The organism is Pseudomonas sp. NPDC089395 (genome assembly GCF_044749525.1).
Classification (GTDB): domain Bacteria; phylum Pseudomonadota; class Gammaproteobacteria; order Pseudomonadales; family Pseudomonadaceae; genus Aquipseudomonas.
Map to the genome: position 1 here is coordinate 88,392 of NZ_JBIVID010000006.1, position 13,468 is coordinate 101,859.

Sequence of the window (13,468 nt, forward strand, 5' to 3'; positions counted from 1 at the left end):
TTCCTTCCATGATGAAGCTTGGGGCATCACTGCGAGCTGATTTATTCTGCGCGGACTGCATCAGGACTTACAAGGACGTCCATGATTCCTGTCGATATGCCGCTCATGTTGCTGGGCTACATGATCTACATTTTTTCCGAGGTTTTTCTCTGGCTTTTCACCGCTGGTCTGATCGCCATGCTGTTTCCGCCAAGCCGTCGTTACATGCTGGCGCGGCGGTGGAAGTTCGGCTTCTTGATGATGTTTTTAGCTGCCGGCAGCCTGCCATACGTCGAGTCCACCCTTAGGCTCTGGCAGGATTGGCGAGCCCACCACCCTCGGCTGAAGGAGCAGCAAGTGGTGGGCGACCTGGTGCTACCGGCAGGTACGAAGGTCCATTTGCAATACCTGGAACCTTTCGACGACTTGGCCGGCGAGCCCGTTCCATATGGCCTGCAGAGCCTCAAGCACGCCGATTTCGACCGCACGCTTGGCACCATCAAGGGGCTTGAGGTAAGGAGTCTTGAATTGTGGGATGGCTCAGCGACGGTCAAGACATTGGCGGCACATGAACTGGAAGGCTGGCACTGCGAACCAGGTCAGGTCGTGTACGAGTTTCCGTTTGGCGCGCGCTTCAAGCATTCGCAGTGGCGGTTGGATCAATGCATGCTGGCGCCTGGCACCGGGCTGGGTGGCATCACCTGGCCTGGGCCGGTAAGGGTAATCGCCAACGGCGCTGGGTGGGTTGCCAGGTCCGACGAAACGCCGGTAACGGTACAGGGTATCGAACTGCGCGAATTCATCATGATCCTTGACCGGCCTTACGGAGAGGGAGACTCGTGGGAGGGCTATTCGAATCATCCCTTCGACTTCGGCCCTGTTTACTACCCCGCCAACACCCAGGTCAGCCGTTATCACGGGCAATTACTGTTCAGCCTGCCACTGGATACGCAAGCCCAGGATCGGCGTAGCGGGTTGCAAATCGAGGGTGGAAACACCGTAGTACAGAGCCTGGAAAGTCAGGTGCTGGGCGTGCGTCCGAGTCGCCGGGCGGGCGATCCGTTTCCCGATGAGATCGTGGTGCCCTGAGGGTCAGTCCCGTATCGGCATGGGGCAGGGCATCTTGAGTACCAATGTATGTTCTTAGCGCCATACACGGCTCCAATGATGATTCGAATGCGCTTCAGTTCGAATGCGGTCAATTGCGACCGACCACTATCGGCCCAAAGGATCGAAATCAGCCACTCTCGACTGACTGCTTTCGGACCCAGAGTTGCCGTTGGTGGAAGATAGCTTAATCACCGATTGCATCCAGATCGACTGGCGCTCTTTGCGGACGGGCAGGTACCCTGCGCACTTCGTTGACGCGTATGGATTGTTGAAGGATCACTTCACATGACCCGGCAAGCCCTCAAATACTGGTATCTAGTGCACAAATGGACCAGCCTGGTCTGTACCGTGTTCCTGCTCCTGTTGTGCTTGACCGGCCTGCCGCTGATCTTCCACGAGGAAATCGAATCGCTATTCGATCCGCATCCGGCGCCCAAGGCGCTGACTGCCGATGCTCCGGTAATCAATTACGACCAGGTCATCGCCGGGGCACTCGCTGCGCGTCCGGATGAGGTCGTGCGCTTTGTCGGCCTTGAGCCGGACGATCCCTACGGCGCGGTATTCACCGGCAAGACCTTGGTACCGCCGCCGCTGGACGGTCATGTGCACCTGTTCGACAAGCGCAATGGCCAACTGTTTGCCCCCGAGCCGCCCCAGACCGGCTTCATGGACGTGGTTCTGCGCCTGCACACCGATCTTTTCATCGGCCTGCCCGGCTACTTGCTGCTGGGTACGATGGGACTGTTCCTGGTGGCTTCACTGGTGTCGGGCGTGGTGGTCTACACGCCGTTCATGCGCAAGCTGGAGTTCGCCACCGTGCGCACCGGGCGCAGCCGCCGGCTGCAATGGCTCGATCTGCACAATGTACTGGGCATGGTGACGCTGGTTTGGGTGATGGTGGTTGGCGTCACTGGGGTGGTCAACACTTTGGCGCTGCCCATCGTTGGACTGTGGCAGAACGGCCAGTTGGCCGAGATGACCGCTCCCTACAAGAGCGCGCCGCCGCTGAAAACACTCGGCTCGCTGCACGCGGCACTAGAAACGGCGCGGGCCGCGGCACCTGAACTGGAGCCGGTGTTCGTCGCTTTTCCCGGTACCCTGTTCAGCAGCCAGCACCATTATGCGGTGTTCATGCGTGGCAAGACCCCGGTGAGCTCGAAGCTGCTCAAGCCAGCTTTGATCGACGCCCAGACCGGGCAACTGACCGACATGCGTGACATGCCGCTGTATGTGCGCGCGCTGCTGATCTCGCAACCGCTGCATTTCGGTGATTACGGACGCTTGCCCTTGAAGATCATATGGGCGGTGCTCGATGTGATCGCCATCGTGGTCCTGGGCAGCGGCGTCTACCTGTGGTGGGGGCGCCGCCGTCAGGTTCCGGGAGCGGAGCCGGCAGTAGAGCAGGGGGCAAGGGCATGAGGCGCGGGCTATGGATGATCTTTCGCTGGCCGGTGCTGATCGGCCTGTTGGCATCGTCAGGATTGTTGTCGGCGTTGCTGGGGGATGGGCTGTACGACGTCGTGTCTTGGCTCGCACTGGGAGGGCCACTGATTATTGTGGGCGGAGTCCGGGTGTGGCGTCAAAAACGCCTCAGGCATCAAGCGCCCCAAGTACAGCGCTCTCCCTTCTAGCATCCGGCCGTGAGGGTTCCATGAGCGGCCCTCGTGCTCGCGCTTGATACTGTGATGACTACAGCGCCTTCTCCCGGCAATGCTGCAGTGCATCGCGAATCATTGCATTTACCAGCGATGGTGACACGCCGAGGATCTTGGCGATCTCCCGCTGCGTCATTCCATGGATCCGGCACATCTCGAAAGCGTCGCGGGTGCGCTCGGGTAGGTCGGCAAGGGCTCCGGAGACGCGTTCCAGCACTTGCTGATCCGATACAAGCGCCTCAGGGCTTTCACCGAGCATGACCGGCGACTCGCAGCTGTCGACGTCTTGGCGCATCAGCCGCTCCTCGAACTGGCGCCGGCGGTAATGGTCGATCGACAGGTTGCGGACCACTCGCGTCAGGTAGGACGCCTGGGAGTGGATCTGCTCCGCTTCGGCAGCATCGTCCACTTTGATGAACGCCTCGTGAACAATGTCTTCGGCATGGCTGCGGCAGCCGATGATCTTCGCGGCAAGCCCGATCAGGCGCGAACGCTGCTCAAAGAACACGTCTAGCAAAGTGGGCCCATTTTGGGCTGCACCGTGTTTCTGCATGAGGCACCTGATCCATTCGTGAGGTCTGGTAGCAAGGCTGGAGAATTTAGTATTACTAAGAATTGTTTGCAACAACTCTCCGCTTATCACGCACTGCATCCATAAACGGACAGAAGCGGGTCTACGGAAGTTATTTCGCACTCATCGTCGTATCAAGAATCGCCCTCGGGCATCAGTGCTAGAAGCTGTCAACCGCCAAGGACAGGACATCAGATGAGCGCTGGGCCTGCGATGTCGGCTTGGCAGGCGAAGCGACACACGCCATCCGGCTCATTCTTAAAAATCGCAGAATTGGGCAAGCAGGTCACAACAAGGCAGTGACATGGAGTAAGCTTGACGAAATTTTCTTCACTTCCAGCCGTACATGCCAATCCCTTCCCAAGCCCCGCACACACCCGCCGAAATGGCCGCCGACTGGTGCGTGCGCTTGCATCTTGATGAGTGCACCGATGCCGACCGCGCCGAGTTCCTGCGCTGGTATGATGCCGACCCGGTGCATGCCCAGGAGTACCGGAAGATGTGTCGCGTGTGGCAGGTCAGCGAACAGTTGCCTGCGCGTATCGCCACGCCAGTGGCATTGTCTGGCCGTCGGCGCCGGCCGACTGCGTGGCTTGCGAGGGCCGCAGTGTTACTGCTGGCTGTGGCAGGTGCCTGGTCCGCAGGCTGGTCCTGGGGTGTGCTGCCGGGCAGCGTGCGTTACTACATGGCAGAGGAAAACCGGCGCCAGGTGCAGTTGCCGGACCATAGCGAGGTGGAGCTGAACCGCCGCACTGGCTTGTTGTACCTGGGTTACCGCGACCAACGCGAGGTGCTGCTGCACGATGGAGAGGCCTACTTCGACGTGCGCCGTGACCTCGACAAGCCCTTCCTGATCAGCACCGACAATGCCCGCGTGCGGGTCACTGGCACTCATTTCAACGTGTGGACCGCGCAGGCGCAGACTACCGTGACCGTTACCGAGGGCACCGTGCTGGTGTCTCGCATTGACGACGGCGAGGGGCACAATCAGGGCGCTGAGCTCACCGCCGGCATGCAGGCGTCGGTGCGTCATGGGGGCATGCCGCAGTTGGGTCGCACCGATCCGTCCCGGGCACAGGCCTGGCGCAACGGCAAGCTGGTACTTGACGACATCAGCCTGCGCGACGCCCTGCCGCAGATCAATCGCTACCTTGATGTGCCGCTTCAGCTGGACGCCAGCAGCGCGGCCGGCGAGTTGCGCTTCGGCGGCATCTACGACACCCGCGACCTTGCCCAGCTGGTTGATGCCCTACCACGGGTATTGCCGGTGAAGCTGCGCCGAGGTGATGGCGTGATCATGATTTCATCGCGCTGAGACCCTAGATTGCGACGGGCCCCTGCAAACCAATCATGGCGCTATCTTCGAAACGTCGCCCTGTGGGCCTTTTCTGCTCAGCGCCATATCGCTAACAGCAATCTCAGATAATCTTCTGAACAAAAAAAAACCTCATTCGTCATCTAGGCAACATCCGCCTGGAACCCGCGACGATGAGCACTTCCCGAACATCCAGCCTGCATGATCTGCCCCAGGTCAGGTGTGCCCTGACCCGTCGCTTCGCTGCCCAACTCCGTTGCCTGCGCGAGCGCTGCCGTTGCTCCTGCAGCGCTGCGTGGGCTGGCCTGGCCAGGCGTCAGCCCCCCATCAACATGCCAACATAACCCTAATGATCAGGAGCATCATGAGCGCCTTCTTGTTGAATCAACCGGCACACCGGCTGCGCCGTTCCATCGCCGCCGCCACCTTGGGGCTGGTCATTACCGCAGCGTTGCCGGCCAAGGCAGAGCCTCTGCGCATCGACATCCCGACCAAACCTCTGGCCTCGGCGCTGAACGACCTTGGCAACCAGGCCAACCTGCAGATCATCTACAGCCAGGACACCGTGTCGGGTCTGCGCAGCCGCGGGGTGTCGGGACAGATGGAGCCTGAGGAGGCCCTGCGCCAACTGCTGCAGGGCACCTCGATCGCCTATCGCATCGAAGGCAACCACGTGACTTTGCTGGGCAGCGGCGGGGGGGACGCGGCGATGATGCTGCCGAGCACCAGCATCTCTGGCCAGGCCTACAGTTCGGTGTCTCCGGACGACGGCTACGTGGCCAAGCGTGCCTCGGCCGGCACCAAGACCGACACGCCGATACTTGAGACGCCCTATTCGGTGTCAGTGGTGACCCGTGAACAGATCCAGGCCCAGCAGCCCAAGACCGTGGCCCAGGCCCTGCGCTACACCCCAGGCATCAACGCCGAGCTGGCCGGTCCACAGTTCGTTACCGACCAGTTGACCATCCGCGGCTTCCAGCAGGGCACCGGACGAATGCTGCGCGACGGCACGCGTACCTTTCTGCCGGACTTCCTCGGTTGGGATGCCCCCGAGCCTTATGGGCTGGAGCGCATCGAAGTGCTGCGCGGGGCCAGTTCGGTACTGTACGGCGCCTCCGATCCTGGCGGCCAGATCAACCTGGTGAGCAAGCGGCCGACCACCGAGCCACTGCGCCAGGTGCAACTGCAGGCGGGCAACCACGACTACCAACAGGCAGCCTTCGACCTGGGTGACGCGCTGGACGAGGAGGGTGTGTGGAGCTACCGTCTGACCGGCCTGTTCCGCGAGGCCGATGCACAGGCCGACCACATCACCAACCGCCGCGAGTACCTGGCCCCGGCCATCAGCTTCCGGCCCAGCGCCGACACTGAGCTGACCGTGCTGGCCGAATACCAGAAGCAGACCGGCAACTTCGCCAACCCGTTGCCGGCTCAAGGCACAGTATTCCATGACCCACGCGGCCGCCTCGACCGTGACACCTACGTCGGCGACACCGCCTTCGACTACATGACCAACGAGAAAACCTCGCTGGGCTATGTATTCGAGCACAATCTGGACGAGGTCTGGACCCTGCGCCAGAACGTGCGCTACAGCGACTACCGCCAGTCCAGCGCAGAAATCGCCCTGCTCATGCCGGTGGGCGACGAATACATGCGCTATGCAGACGAGCGCAAGGGCGACGGCCGCCTGTTCACCATGGACAACCAGGTGCAGGCAAACTTCGCCACCGGCGCTGTGGAGCATACGTTGCTGACCGGCGTGGACTACAACAATGGGAAGTTCGATCAGGACCAGGCGCTGAGCCTGATCAACGGTACCTTCGATGTGTTCAACCCCAACAACAACCAGCCGCTGAGCTTCATCCCGTTCAGCCAGGCCAGCTACGAGCAGAAGCTGTCGCAGACCGGCCTGTACCTGCAGGATCAACTGAAGGTGGACAAGTGGGTATTCCTGCTTGGGGGCCGCTATGACTGGGCCAGCAACCAGAAGGACGACCGTGAGCCGCAGACCCAGAAGGACGAGAAGTTCAGCGGCCGCGCCGGTATCGTCTATCTGTTCGACAACGGCATCGCCCCGTATGCCAGCTACAGCGAGTCGTTCCTGCCGGTCATGGGCGTAACGGCCGACAATTCGCAACTCGACCCCGAGATCGGCAAGCAGTACGAAGTGGGTGTGAAGTACGAACCCCCAGGTTCCAACAGCCTGTACACCGTGGCGGTGTTCGACCTGACCAAGCAGAACGCCACCGAGAACATCAACGGTTTCTCCCGCCAGGAAGGCGAGGTACGCTCCCGGGGCGTGGAGCTGGAGGGCAAGACCGAGATTGCCAAGGGCTTCAATGTGATTGGCAGCTACACCTGGAACGATGTCGAGGTGACCAAGTCGGAGGCTGGCAACAAGGGCAACACGCCGTTTCGCACCCCCGAGCACATGGCCTCGATCTGGGGTGACTACACCTTTCAGGGCGGTCTGATGGACGGCTTGCGCCTGGGCGCAGGTGCCCGCTATGTGGGCAGCACCTACGGCGACACGGCCAACAGCTTCAAGGTCGACAGCTACAGCGTCGTCGACGCACTGGTTGCATACAGTCTGGGCAAGGTGGACAAGTCGCTGGACGGCATGGAGGTCTCGCTGAACGCCACCAACCTGTTCGACGAGGACTACGTGGCCGGATGCTTCAGCAACATGGGTTGCCAATATGGGCAGCAGCGTACAGTGTACGGGACCGTTACCTACAACTGGTAAACCACTTGCCGCGAATGCGCGTGTGCTTCTGCGGGAGCGGCCTTGTGGCGCTACAGGCTATGCAGCGGCTCCACGAAGCCTGCGAGAATGCAGCTATCGTCGGGGCCGCTTTTTGCCGTTTGCGGCGTAAAGCCGCTCCCACGTCCAGGGTTCCTTCTGCCTCTTTCACTAGGTTGGCAAAACTTTTTTTGCCATCACCTCGTCCAGAGCCTGCTCGAGGGTGCTGACCGTGCGCTCGATATTGTGCAGCTTTTCGAGTCCGAACAGACCGATGCGGAAAGTCTGGAAATCGGCCGGCTCGTCGCATTGCAACGGCACGCCGGCGGCGATCTGCAGGCCGTGTTCGGCAAATTTCTTGCCGCTCCTGATGCCGGCATCATCGGTGTAGCTCACCACTACGCCAGGGGCTTGAAAGCCGGCTGCGGCCACGCTCTTGAAGCCTTTGCTGGTCAACATGGCACGCACCCGATCGCCCAAGCGCTGTTGTTCGCCGCGGAGCTTTTCGAAACCGTAGGCTTGCATCTCTTTCATCACTTCGTTGAAGCGCGCGAGGGAATCGCTGGGCATCGTTGCATGGTAGGCATGTCCGCCCTGTTCGTAGGCCTGCATGATCTGAAGCCACTTTTTCAGGTCGCAGGCAAAGCTGCTGCTTTGCGTCTGCTCGATGCGCTCCAGGGCCAAAGCACTGAGCATCACCAGGGCGCAACACGGGGAGGCGCTCCAGCCTTTCTGCGGCGCGCTGATCAGCAGGTCGACCGCGCACTTGTGCATATCAACCCAAAGCGCGCCTGAAGCGATACAGTCCAGCACGAACAGGCCACCCACCGCATGCACGGCGTCGCCGACGGCCCGCAGGTAGTCATCGGGCAGGATGATCCCTGATGAGGTTTCAACGTGGGGGACAAAGACAATCTGCGGCTTCTGCGCCTCAATGGCTGCCAGCACTTCGTCCAGAGGGGGGGGTGCGAAAGCAGCCTGGCGACCCGTGTCGATCGGGCGGGCTTTCAGCACCGTGGTGGCCGCCGGGATGTTGCCCATCTCAAGGATCTGGCTCCAGCGATAACTGAACCAGCCGTTTCGTATCACCAGGCATTGCTGGTCGGTGGCAAACTGGCGCGCTACCGCTTCCATGCCGAATGTGCCGCTGCCCGGGACTACCGCAACGGCCTGGGCGTTGTAGACCTGTTTCAGGGTCGCGGAAATGTTGTTCATCACGCTTTGGAATGACTGCGACATGTGGTTGAGCGAGCGGTCGGTGTAGACCACCGAGTACTCGACCAGCCCCTCAGGATCAATACTGGGATATAGCTTTGACATGGGGTGGTTCCTTTGGCAGGGATGTCAGTGGTATAGACCCTGTCCCAAGCCTTGGGAAATGACAAGATTGCTCGAGACTGATTGCGGCTTCGGTCGAACGGCAGTGACCGACCCAAAGTAGGCATCTGAAGGGTGGGGCCGCTTCGCGGCCCATCGCCGGCAAGCGCGGCTCCCACTGGCAATGCGCAAGCCTGGAGGCTGGTGATACTCCTGTGGGAGCCGGCTTGCCGGCGATGAGGCCGGCACTGACAAAAGCGCTTTGAATCCTCAACATCTCGCCGCGAAGCGCAAGGCCAGCGGCAGTACCAGCGCCCAGATCGGCGCGAGGATCAGCCCGGTGTACAGCGGCCCCAACGGCAACTCGATGCCCGCCAGCCCTTGAGCCAGCGGATCGCGCCGCCCATCACCGGCACATGCTCGTAGAGCAGGGCGCCTGCGTCGAAGTAGTCCTGGTGGAAGTGCACCCGCTCGTGCCAGCGCAGGTGGCTGCAGCCCTGCAGGCTGATCAGCTCGCCACGGGCCAGGCGCGGGTGACGGTAGTGCAGGGTCCAGCGGATGTAGCCGTGGCCGGGCTCCAGTTCGTCTGTGCCCTCGAAGCGATAGTGAACATCGGGCACGTTGGCATACAACTGCGTGAAGTAGGCGCGCAGCGCCGGGAGGCCGCTGATCTCGTGCAGAGGGTCGCGGAACGTTACGTCCGCGCTGTACAGGTCGCCCAGCAGGGCGAGGTTGTGTGTATCCAGCGTGGCAAAGCGGTCGGCGAAGCGTTGCAGGAAAGTGGACATGCACAATACCTGTACAAAAATTAGTCACTGTACAAGGTATAGTGCAGGTGCCCGGATAAATCTATACAGCAAAATTGTTTTGTACAATTTTTCCTGCAGAGCATCGCCAGCACGAAGGGGGCGCTGTGCAGGGGCAGGAACAATTCATCCTCGCAGCGCAGTTCTTCGCTGGCCAAGCGCGCCGCGCCCGCGCAGCCGGCTCCCACAGGAGCTTCTGTGCTCTTCCGGCACGGTCTATCCTTGATACCGCACAGTGTCAGAGGGGCAATCATGAGCAAGGTATTCGTGAACATCGGGCTTAGCCTTGACGGTTACATGGCCCCGGAAGGCATGAGCATCGAGCATTGGGACCACCCCGAGTACAACAATTGGGGTGCCAAGTGGGGCGCCCTGATGAGCTGGATTCTCAAGCAGCAGTATTTCCGTGAAAACCTGCTGTTCGGTTCGGGAGGAGAGACCGGCCCGGTCAACGATAGGCTGCGCAGCACCATGGAGCGTTCGGGGGCCTACATCATGGGCAAGCGCATGTTCGACGCCGGCGAGCGAAGCTGGCCGGAAGAAGCACCTTTTCATGCACCGGTGTTGGTACTCACCCACGAGCAGCGCGAGCCGTGGGTGCGCCCGGGCGGGACGACGTTCCACTTCTTCAACGATGGGCCAGCCAAAGCGCTAGAGAAAGCCCGGGCGCTTGCAGGTAGCCGGGACATTCGCATCTCGGGTGGAGCGGAGGTGATACAGCAGTACTTGAATCTGGGCGCCATTGACGAACTGGAAATTGCCCTGGCCTCGGTACTCTTTGGCAGTGGACGGCGCCTGTTCGAAAACCTGCACGATCCGGCGCCGCTGTTTCGCATCGACACTGTACTCAATACGCCAGAAGCCACGCACCTGCGCTACGTGCGTGCATGAAAGCGCAAGTCATCAATGGCAGCCCGTTTCTGGCATCATGCGTCAGCCCTTTTTCGAACGCTGAAACGAGCCCGGAACCATGGACCCGAATACTTTGCTGGCTTTTACCCTGGTCGCAGCGATTGCCATCGCAAGCCCCGGGCCTGCGACACTGATGGCGATCAACAACAGCCTTGCCCATGGCCAACGCAGCACGATCTGGTCCTCGCTGGGCAATGCCAGTGGCCTGTTCTGTCTCTCGGCGGCAGCGATGCTGGGGTTGGGTGCTTTGCTGGCCAGCTCCGAAATGCTGTTCAACCTGGTGAAGCTCGCGGGTGCCGGTTACCTGTTCTACCTGGGCGTGAAGCAGTTGCTCAACAAGCGGCCGCTGCTGGCCGAGAGTATCCAGGAGGGCGAGAGCCGCAGGCCCACGCGCCGCAAATTGTACAGGTCGGCGTTTTTCACCGCGCTTTCCAACCCTAAGGCGACGCTGTTCTTTACCGCGCTGTTCCCGCAGTTCATCGATCAGGGCGCAGCCTTGTTCCCTCAATTTTTGATCCTGACCGCGATTTTCATGGCGCTCTCGGTGTCGTCGCTGAGCCTGTATGCCGCGCTGGCCTCGCGTGCCAAGGGCATGCTGCTACGGCCCGAGTGGTCCCGCTGGGTGAACCGGGGGGTAGGGATAACGTTCATCGGGTTTGCGGCGGGGATCCTCGCCATGCGCAGGCAGACGGCCTGAACCATGACAGACAGTGCAAAACCCAATCGCGCGATCTATGACCTGGACATGCTCCGGGCCGTGGTGATGGTGGCCGACTGTGGCAGCTTCACCGCCGCCGCCGCCCGCTTGCATTCGACCCAGTCAACGGTCAGCCAGAAGGTCCGTCGCCTTGAGGAAATGGTCGGGCACCAGTTGCTCGACCGCAGCAACCGCGAAGTGCACCCGACCGATGCCGGCGAGACCCTGCTGGGCTATGCGCGGCACCTGCTGGCGGTGAGCAACCAGTTGAGCGAGGCATTGTCGGGTGGGGTGACGGTCACGGTGCGTATCGGGCTGCCCGATGACTTTGTCGCGGGCAAGACGGTGCAGGCGCTGGCGGCTTTCAACCGCTGGAACCCCAAGGTCAAGCTGGAGATTACCGGCGGCCTGAGCCGCGACCTGATGAGTGCCTACGACCGTGGCGAACTGGACCTGGTGCTGGTCAAGCAGCGGCGCCACAGCCGCGAAGCCAATGCCTGCCAGCCAGAACGCATCGAGTGGTTCGACAGCGCCCAGTATCCGTGTTTCGCCCAGGACCCGATCCCGCTGGTGACCTTCCCGCCGCGCGGTTTGTACCGCGACGACATGATCAACGCCATCGAGGCGATGGGCCGCAGCTGGCGCATCGGCTTCACCAGTTCCAGCCTGGCGGGTATCCAGGAGGCGGTGGCCAATGGGTTGGGCGTCAGCCTGCTGCCGTTGCGCGTGGTGACGCCGGAACATCGGATACTGGGGGCCAAGGAAGGGTTCAAGTCGATCAAGGTGTTCGAGGCGGCCATCTTCCATGGGCCCACCGCAGACCCGGTGGTCAAGGAGCTGGCCGATGTCCTGATCGGTATCCTCAGGGCAGAGGCTGAGTAAGCGGGGGGCAACGCGCCCCCCGTCAGGTTGTCAGCGATGCAGTTCGTGGGCGAACTGCGCAGCCTTCAACTGCAGCACCGCAGGCCCACCCCAGAATGCGCCGCGGCGCACGATCACCCGTTCATGGAGCGCTGCCGCCACTGCCGCGGCTGCATTGGGCGCCTTGAACAAGACGAAACTCGCTTCGTTGCCGACCTTCAAGCCGTAGTCCTGCTTACCCATCACCCCGGCACTGGCCTCGGTCGCCATGTGCAACGCCACGCGCAGTTCCTCGTCGGTGTTGAAGCCCGAGCGGTAGCTGACCAGCATGGCCCGTTGCAGCATGTCGCCGTTGCCGTACGGCCACCAGGCGTCCTGGATGTTGTCGTTGCCGGTGAACACCCGCACGCCACCGGCCCGCAGGCGCAGCACCGGCGGGAAGGCATGCTCGCCGGGGGCATTGGTCATGATCGACACGCCGGCCTTGGCCAGCACCTGGGCCGTGCGGTCGACCACGCTGTCGGTCACGTCGCCCAGGCCGTAGGCGTGGCTGACCGCCACCAGGCCTTGCATGCCCAGCGCCTGGGTACGTGCAGCGATGCGTTCGAGTTGGGCGATGCAGATGTCACCAGGTTCGTGCAGGTGGATATCGACCTTCACGCCATGCCGGTCGGCGATGCCGAAGACGATGTCGAGCTGGGCCTCGGCGTCGCCATCCAGGGTCGTTGGGTCGATGCCGCCGACGACCTGGACGCCTTCGCGCACCGCCGCTTCCATGACCTCGGCGGTGCCGGGGCAGGTCACCACCCCGGCCTGGGGGAAGGCCACCAGCTCGATGTCGACCAGGTCCTTGCAGGCTTCCCGGGCTTCGAGGATGGCGCGCAGGTTGTCCAGGCCCGTGGTGGCGTCCACGTCCACATGGCAGCGCATGGCCACGGTGCCGAACGAGGCGGCCTGGCGAATCAGTGCTTGCGCGCGCTCGACGATGGGCGGGGCGCTGGCCAGCTCACGCTTTTCCACGGCCAGGCGTTCACGCAAGGTGGCCACGGGCTGGTGCGGGCGCCAACGGTCACCGACGAAGCTCTTGTCCAGGTGAATATGGCCGTCGACGAACCCCGGCAGCACCAGCAGGCCTTCGAGGTCGATGGTTTCGCGGGCCGCCTCGAGGGCAGGTTGCGCGCGGAGGTGGCTGATGCGCCCGTTCTTCACGGCGATGTGCAGCGGCAGGCCATCGGCGTCGATGGCATTGATGAACTCACGGTCGTTCATGGGAGGCCTTTCTGGAGCAGGGCCGGATCGACAGGACGCGCGCAGGCGAGCGATGGCCCTTCTGGTTGTTAGTAGCGCTACACGGTAGGGAAGAAGCAGGGGCCTCACAAATTAATTATCAGGATCGACCGCAGTGCGTTTCTGGATGCAGCCATCGCCACGTTGGCTGCATTAAAAAGCCCACTGAAGTTGATTCCGATTTTTAACTTTCAAAGCCTTCGAGCAGGGCTCAG

The 13,468-nt window shown here is 61.8% G+C and carries 11 protein-coding genes and 1 pseudogene; 7 read left to right on the forward strand and 5 right to left on the reverse strand.

Annotated features, from left to right (window positions below; translation table 11 throughout):
• The first annotated feature begins 81 nt into the window (after window positions 1-81).
• Together ACIPZG_RS15050 and ACIPZG_RS15055 are read left to right on the forward strand one after the other, a co-directional pair.
• Complete coding sequence (locus ACIPZG_RS15050; protein ID WP_400715006.1) at window positions 82-1,068, forward strand: hypothetical protein; 987 nt, start codon at window positions 82-84, stop codon at window positions 1,066-1,068.
• A gap of 306 nt (window positions 1,069-1,374) precedes the next feature.
• On the forward strand, window positions 1,375-2,508 hold the full coding sequence (locus tag ACIPZG_RS15055; RefSeq protein ID WP_400715008.1) for a PepSY-associated TM helix domain-containing protein: 1,134 nt from the start codon (window positions 1,375-1,377) through the stop codon (window positions 2,506-2,508).
• A gap of 270 nt (window positions 2,509-2,778) precedes the next feature.
• Here the strand turns inward: ACIPZG_RS15055 and ACIPZG_RS15060 are convergent, their stop codons facing one another.
• A complete protein-coding gene (locus tag ACIPZG_RS15060) occupies window positions 2,779-3,297 on the reverse strand; it encodes an RNA polymerase factor sigma-70 (RefSeq protein ID WP_400715010.1) in 519 nt (172 codons plus the stop codon).
• Between the two features lie 364 nt (window positions 3,298-3,661).
• Between ACIPZG_RS15060 and ACIPZG_RS15065 the strand changes: the two genes are divergently transcribed.
• Both ACIPZG_RS15065 and ACIPZG_RS15070 read left to right on the forward strand, forming a co-directional pair.
• Window positions 3,662-4,630 (forward strand): FecR family protein, encoded by a 969-nt coding sequence (locus ACIPZG_RS15065; RefSeq protein ID WP_400715012.1) that lies wholly within the window; start codon window positions 3,662-3,664, stop codon window positions 4,628-4,630.
• Between the two features lie 364 nt (window positions 4,631-4,994).
• Window positions 4,995-7,376 (forward strand): TonB-dependent siderophore receptor, encoded by a 2,382-nt coding sequence (locus tag ACIPZG_RS15070; protein WP_400715014.1) that lies wholly within the window; start codon window positions 4,995-4,997, stop codon window positions 7,374-7,376.
• A 168-nt stretch (window positions 7,377-7,544) separates the two neighbouring features.
• On the opposite strand, the gene ACIPZG_RS15075 is transcribed toward ACIPZG_RS15070, so the two are convergent.
• The 3 genes and pseudogenes from ACIPZG_RS15075 to ACIPZG_RS15085 form a co-directional block, all read right to left on the reverse strand.
• Window positions 7,545-8,693, reverse strand: a complete 1,149-nt coding sequence (locus ACIPZG_RS15075) for an aminotransferase class V-fold PLP-dependent enzyme (protein WP_400715016.1) — start codon at window positions 8,691-8,693, stop codon at window positions 7,545-7,547.
• 329 nt (window positions 8,694-9,022) lie between these two features.
• Window positions 9,023-9,478 carry a nuclear transport factor 2 family protein gene (locus ACIPZG_RS15080; RefSeq protein WP_400715017.1) on the reverse strand — a complete coding sequence of 152 codons (456 nt, stop codon included), beginning with the start codon at window positions 9,476-9,478 and terminating at the stop codon, window positions 9,023-9,025.
• Window positions 9,479-9,579: 101 nt separating this feature from the next.
• Window positions 9,580-9,675 (reverse strand): annotated as a pseudogene (locus ACIPZG_RS15085) (LysR family transcriptional regulator); the annotation flags it as partial.
• Window positions 9,676-9,748: 73 nt separating this feature from the next.
• Here ACIPZG_RS15085 and ACIPZG_RS15090 point away from each other — a divergent pair.
• From ACIPZG_RS15090 to ACIPZG_RS15100, 3 genes are all read left to right on the forward strand, one after another.
• A complete protein-coding gene (locus ACIPZG_RS15090) occupies window positions 9,749-10,387 on the forward strand; it encodes a dihydrofolate reductase family protein (RefSeq protein ID WP_400715019.1) in 639 nt (212 codons plus the stop codon).
• A 79-nt stretch (window positions 10,388-10,466) separates the two neighbouring features.
• Window positions 10,467-11,105 carry a LysE family translocator gene (locus ACIPZG_RS15095; protein ID WP_400715021.1) on the forward strand — a complete coding sequence of 213 codons (639 nt, stop codon included), beginning with the start codon at window positions 10,467-10,469 and terminating at the stop codon, window positions 11,103-11,105.
• Between the two features lie 3 nt (window positions 11,106-11,108).
• Window positions 11,109-11,987, forward strand: coding sequence for a LysR substrate-binding domain-containing protein (locus ACIPZG_RS15100; RefSeq protein WP_400715023.1), 879 nt, complete (start codon window positions 11,109-11,111; stop codon window positions 11,985-11,987).
• Between the two features lie 30 nt (window positions 11,988-12,017).
• Here ACIPZG_RS15100 and ACIPZG_RS15105 read toward each other — a convergent pair whose 3' ends face one another.
• Window positions 12,018-13,235 carry an amidohydrolase family protein gene (locus ACIPZG_RS15105; protein ID WP_400715025.1) on the reverse strand — a complete coding sequence of 406 codons (1,218 nt, stop codon included), beginning with the start codon at window positions 13,233-13,235 and terminating at the stop codon, window positions 12,018-12,020.
• Window positions 13,236-13,468: the final 233 nt, after the last annotated feature.

Excerpts from the sequence above, each read along its gene's own strand:
- ACIPZG_RS15050 (WP_400715006.1), top strand. The coding sequence starts at position 82 with ATGATTCCTGTCGATATGCCGCTCATGTTGCTGGGCTACATGATCTAC.
- ACIPZG_RS15055 (WP_400715008.1), top strand. The coding sequence starts at position 1,375 with ATGACCCGGCAAGCCCTCAAATACTGGTATCTAGTGCACAAATGGACC.
- ACIPZG_RS15060 (WP_400715010.1), bottom strand. The coding sequence starts at position 3,297 with ATGCAGAAACACGGTGCAGCCCAAAATGGGCCCACTTTGCTAGACGTG.
- ACIPZG_RS15065 (WP_400715012.1), top strand. The coding sequence starts at position 3,662 with ATGCCAATCCCTTCCCAAGCCCCGCACACACCCGCCGAAATGGCCGCC.
- ACIPZG_RS15070 (WP_400715014.1), top strand. The coding sequence starts at position 4,995 with ATGAGCGCCTTCTTGTTGAATCAACCGGCACACCGGCTGCGCCGTTCC.
- ACIPZG_RS15075 (WP_400715016.1), bottom strand. The coding sequence starts at position 8,693 with ATGTCAAAGCTATATCCCAGTATTGATCCTGAGGGGCTGGTCGAGTAC.
- ACIPZG_RS15080 (WP_400715017.1), bottom strand. The coding sequence starts at position 9,478 with ATGTCCACTTTCCTGCAACGCTTCGCCGACCGCTTTGCCACGCTGGAT.
- ACIPZG_RS15090 (WP_400715019.1), top strand. The coding sequence starts at position 9,749 with ATGAGCAAGGTATTCGTGAACATCGGGCTTAGCCTTGACGGTTACATG.
- ACIPZG_RS15095 (WP_400715021.1), top strand. The coding sequence starts at position 10,467 with ATGGACCCGAATACTTTGCTGGCTTTTACCCTGGTCGCAGCGATTGCC.
- ACIPZG_RS15100 (WP_400715023.1), top strand. The coding sequence starts at position 11,109 with ATGACAGACAGTGCAAAACCCAATCGCGCGATCTATGACCTGGACATG.
- ACIPZG_RS15105 (WP_400715025.1), bottom strand. The coding sequence starts at position 13,235 with ATGAACGACCGTGAGTTCATCAATGCCATCGACGCCGATGGCCTGCCG.